Annotated in this window: 4 protein-coding genes and 2 pseudogenes; 2 read left to right on the top strand and 4 right to left on the bottom strand. The window is 42.0% G+C overall.

The genetic code is table 11. From position 1 onward, the window contains the following. Positions 1-338 (top strand): transposase (locus CXF81_RS00220; protein ID WP_198556275.1); only part of this gene is annotated, 338 nt, incomplete at its 5' end. 191 nt (positions 339-529) lie between these two features. Continuing rightward, on the top strand, positions 530-1,105 hold the full coding sequence (locus tag CXF81_RS00215; protein ID WP_101179085.1) for a reverse transcriptase domain-containing protein: 576 nt from the start codon (positions 530-532) through the stop codon (positions 1,103-1,105). 16 nt (positions 1,106-1,121) lie between these two features. Here the strand turns inward: CXF81_RS00215 and CXF81_RS00210 are convergent, their stop codons facing one another. The 4 genes and pseudogenes from CXF81_RS00210 to CXF81_RS00195 form a co-directional block, all read right to left on the bottom strand. Continuing rightward, positions 1,122-1,826, bottom strand: coding sequence for a PEP-CTERM sorting domain-containing protein (locus CXF81_RS00210; RefSeq protein ID WP_101179083.1), 705 nt, complete (start codon positions 1,824-1,826; stop codon positions 1,122-1,124). Positions 1,827-2,447: 621 nt separating this feature from the next. After that, a complete protein-coding gene (locus CXF81_RS00205; RefSeq protein ID WP_101179081.1) occupies positions 2,448-3,557 on the bottom strand; it encodes a helix-turn-helix transcriptional regulator in 1,110 nt (369 codons plus the stop codon). A 738-nt stretch (positions 3,558-4,295) separates the two neighbouring features. Then, a pseudogene (locus tag CXF81_RS00200) lies at positions 4,296-4,789 on the bottom strand (aromatic amino acid lyase); the annotation flags it as partial. Between the two features lie 80 nt (positions 4,790-4,869). Beyond that, positions 4,870-4,987 (bottom strand): annotated as a pseudogene (locus CXF81_RS00195) (NAD(P)-dependent alcohol dehydrogenase); the annotation flags it as partial.

Genomic DNA, 4,987 nt, shown 5'->3' with positions numbered 1-4,987 from the left:
CAAACGTGCCACAGACCGATACCTCGGGCGCAGCAAAAAAAGGCGTATTCAATAAATCGTTATTCAAATACGACGCGCATCAAGATATCTATATCTGCCCTGCGGGCGAAGAATTACCCCATCGCCTTGACGATAATTCAGAGATACCCGTTCTGAGAAAACAAACCGTAGAGCATCCGTTTGGCACGATTAAAATGTGGATGGGCGCGACCCATTTCTTAATGAAGCGGAAAAAGAATGTGAGCATCGAAATGAACCTGCATGTTCTGGCTTACAATCTGAAACGAATGATGACGATAATGGGAACAACTGGATTGATGGAGGCGATCAGACAATAGGGGCGAATGTAACCTCAATGGACGCCATCAAGCAGCCTAAAACGTCACATTTATCATTATTTCCCAACCTTAACCTCGTAAAATCAAGATACCTCGCAACGCTAATAATCGATAGCTAAGTTATTTAACAGATTGAGTATCGAACACGATAGGGTTTCACCCCAACCGCGCTCGATTCTGCCTACTCATGGTTGTGTAAGCAACGCCGTAACTTTCCCGCCCATGCCGATAGCTGGCACCTGCGCTTTCACTGGGACACTATCCGCAGTGAGTTGCTACAAACACTCAACTCGCAAAATTACACCTTCCTGCCGCTGAATGTGGTCACCAAAGCCAATGGTGAAACCCTTCATTTGTGGTCATCACAAGATGCGTTGGTATTAAAGATGTTAGCCATCGCGCTACCGGATGCCTTGTCACCGGTTATTGCTGCCTATTACTTAAAGGGCTTGGATGAGCAGATGGAAGGTGATACCCGTTATTTTTATCGTAGGTTTATGGACGATGTCATTGTATTAGCCAAAACTCGCTGGCACCTACGCAAAGCGGTGAGAATAGTCAATCAACACTTTAACCAATTAAAAGTGGCGCAAGCGCCTGATAAGCCCTTTATTGGGCGTATTGAAAAGGGATTTGATTTCTTGGGTTATCGATTCGGGCAAGAGAAATTAAGTGTTTCAAAACGAACATTAGAAAATCACATTCGTCGATTATCGACAACGTTGGGCTACATGGGGTTATGCAGCTATTCCGTCGTCGATGCTTGATTTTAAAATAAAGGCGTTAAGACTTTTTACTAAAACGACGTGACACCACGCCAATCAAACCTAAGCCTAATAAGGCAAGGGTGCCTGGTTCAGGGATTGCAGGAGGCTGCGCCTGAGCTACATCGCCGTCACGAACCGCCCAAACATTTAAAGTAGTACTATTACGCGTGAGAGTGCGATACTGGTCACCGTTGGCTAGTTGGTATGACATCGCGGTACCGACCACGGTGCCATCAGAAAACGTGAAATCCAAATCGGCTAAATTCGACCAATACAATTCGTCTACAACTATATTGCTGAACAAGTTAAAACTAGCATTACTGCCGCCTTGCAATGTGGCCGCCGCGTCACCCCTCGATAGGCCAAAATCATTGTAATACATCTGAGCAAGTTCATTCCCGGCACAAGCAACTGCAACACAAAAGCTATTATTAGGAACGGCACTAAATAAACGCCAACCAGTTAACATACCATTAACCGTACCGCCATCGTAAGATAACTGGGCCGCCCAGGCCAGGGATTCTTGCCAGGTCATCCTGCCATCGCTGTCATAACCGGAGGTCTTTGCGTAGCTGGCATCTTGCAACCAGGTTATGTTCTGCGTATCGTCGTAAATCAGGCCGTTACCACGGTCGATTAAAGCCGCATTGGCGACATTTACCAAGCATATTACTGACAGTAGCAGGCCCGACAACGTGGTATTTATAAACTTCAATTTCATGTAATTATCCTTTGTAAATTTTGTTCCCGTGCTAATGGGCGCGTATTTCCTATATCGCTTATGTTATACACTCTGCATTCATTCGTTTAATATAGTAATTGATATGTACGCAAATAATATGCCACTAAAGTATAATAAATAAATTCAATAGCTTAGTGTGTTTTTACTGTTTTACTAATGATGAGGTGTAAAGATACCTGTCTCATTCATTTGCATTAAAACAACCGTAAACAATCGGTTGTAGGTGAATTTCATAAATTTGACGATGTCAAACGGGGGAAATAACCTGACACTACACAATATAAACGTCCGAACGGGCCAATAAAGAGAGTAAAGTCGATGTAACCACCCTCTTTTCTCTGCGCCGTAGCGCCTCTGCGTGAGAGAGAAATGGACACTGCGTGCTACCCTGCTCTGGGTGAATGTGGGTAAAAGAATGACAACCAGCTCATAGACGTTTAATAACCTAGGGCATGCTTGCTACGAAAAGGCTAAAATCCCACTGTCCTTTATCGAGAGAATTTATAACTTGCGAGATAAACCCTGAAGATCCGCTTCATGCTACTAGTACGCGTATAATGCCAGGCGTTTGTAGGTCGGCAAAACTGAGCTAGGAGCCGCTCAGGTAAACTGATTTAGTTTTATCATTAATTCAGTCTGAGAATTGACTGCCACTTTCTTAAAAATGGTCTGCAACTGAGTACGCAGAGTATTATAACTGACGTGATAAATCTCAGCTAGTTTCGTCATTTTTTGCTTGGCATAAAGGGCTTGTAACAATCGCATTTCCATAGGTGTTAAAGAAAAATGCGCACTTATTTTTAACCAATCCAGTTGCTGTTGAAATTTAACCGTTACCATACAACAGGGCACTTCAATATCATTGAATACATTTTGGTTTATCAGCGGCGAAATGGTGAGCATAATATTATCATTGTGCCCACCATCGAGAATAATGGTTTTCTGCACACCAATGTCGGTATAGGAAAGGTTGGCACACTGTCTAATAAAAAACATTAAGCGATGTTGATGATTGATATCCTCTATAACTACTTTATTGTCTGCCAGGATAACCGGGCACTTTTCATCCAGCTTTTCATATGCAAAACCGTTAGCGAGCATTATTCGACCGTTTGCGTTACAAACAATAATGGCCTTGTCTTGTTGGTCTAATATACTTTTTGAAATATTTGAATAATTTTTATACAGCCGCAACTCTTTAAAAATATACATGGCGCGGCTAAAATGGGGCGTAATGAGGCGGAACAATTCTTCCTCATGGTGCTGATAAGGCTGCTCGTCTTCGTCGCGATTGATTACAACTAAGGACTCATACTGCGCATCTCTGCACAAAATGCCCACTATGGAATGGAATATCCTCAATGGCCTGCAAATCTCTTGAAAAAAGCTTGAATCTCTTTGCAAGCTCATATCAATATGCTTATTAACACAGGTCGATTCGCCTTCTGCCAAGTACTTGGTTATTTGATAACCAGGACCTTCAAACGGGCGGCTTTGGTAATCCAGTAAGGCTGATTGAGAATATTCAAAGGTAGTTTCCAATTCCATGATAAGCGATTGCTCGCTATCTAATTCTTGCAAGAAAAAAAATGCTTTATTTGATTGGGTGCTATCAATGAGTTTAGTCAGCACAGACTGCCACTGACCGGTCAGGCCCGCATGGTAAATTTCGCCAATAAATTCTAATAATTCGTCAGATGACAGGGGCATTGCAGTTAGTACATCCTATTTTATCTAACCGCATTAAAACGGTTTCATTGACAGTATCGAGCTGGTGGATGAATAGCAATCAAAACGACCAATTTAATCCAAATGGATGAGTTGTTAATTTACGCCCTCGGTAGATCAATTTCTTGTGCAATTCAACAGGGCCGCTAAAACACTAAAACCCTCCCGCTCTGGATGATTGCAAAGAGGGCATAGCCCATGTTACGACAGCCTTAACCCACTGTCCGCTTACTGCTAACTAGAGTCATTCTTTGATTGGTTCGGCTATGACCCCTTTTGGCACAGAAGGTTGATTGGGTAATAACTTCTGACTGTCTGCTTTCTCAGTTAAGGCGATCTTCGGGACTGATTAATCGTACGACTGGTTCACGCAGCTCATTGCCGTCAGTCAAATTTGTTTAATCGTAAGATTATTTTTCGTTCAACATAGTCTGATAGTTCGAATTGTCTTACGACCGATTTAGGTCGATAGTGGCCCTTTCAGCCAGGAGCAATAGTGACGATTGAGTGGCAAAAATCAGTCTAATTTAATTAAGCCCCACTGACGGTTTATGGTACAAACCCCTCTGTCAGTGAAAGCTGATATCGATGGGCTTTAGTAGCAAAGTACACATCTAAGATTCTTAGTATTAATGACGGCTGTATCCAATTTTAGTGATGTAATGTTGTTTCAAAAATTCAAAACAAGTCTTTTCGTTCTCAGTCCAAAACTTGGCAGCATTAGAGTAGGTCAATATCAACGATATCTAATAAACTGCGATTCGCGATCAATGTTTTGGCATTCTCAATATTTGGTGAAAAATATCTACCTTTGTCGTAAAAAGACACCTTTGTTCGCAGCAAGGCTTCAACAGATTTAAGTTTGTCAGTGGTTTCAAGCCTTACTCTAAAGCCTAAACCTTGGCTGGCAGCTAACCATTCTATGCCTAAAATCCCGGCCACATTGTCGAAAAAATACCACAGCCGTCTACCCGCAAAAGTAACCATTGATATATGATCTTATTGATTGGCCGAGGTAGGTAATGAATTTATTGATGCAGGGTATGCCAAAGTTTGTTCTCACTGGCAAGTGCGGCACTGATGACCGGTGCAATCATAAATCCCGAATTAACGCTGCCGTTATCTACTAAAAAAGGTACCAGTCCACTTAGGTGGTAGTCGATCAATAACGCCGTATGTCTTTCATACAAGGCATCAATTTCGGATATCGCTATAACCTTAACGCACACTTGCGAATAAAAAAACCAGCACTGCTAGCAGTACTGGTTTTAGCTAACAATTACTAATTAAATAATTATGCGCTTAGCGACGCCATATCAATAACAAAACGATAGCGAACATCAGAACGTTCCATTCGCTCATACGCTGTATTAATTTCGTCAATATTGATCATTTCACATTCTGGCAAAACA

This window comes from Glaciecola sp. 33A (genome assembly GCF_002836745.1).
GTDB lineage: Bacteria > Pseudomonadota > Gammaproteobacteria > Enterobacterales > Alteromonadaceae > Glaciecola.
This window is presented reverse-complemented; position numbering and strand designations above follow the sequence as displayed.

Bases quoted from the DNA above. Each gene is read 5' to 3' on its own strand.
- CXF81_RS00210 (WP_101179083.1), bottom strand. From the start codon at position 1,826: ATGAAATTGAAGTTTATAAATACCACGTTGTCGGGCCTGCTACTGTCA.
- CXF81_RS00205 (WP_101179081.1), bottom strand. From the start codon at position 3,557: ATGCCCCTGTCATCTGACGAATTATTAGAATTTATTGGCGAAATTTAC.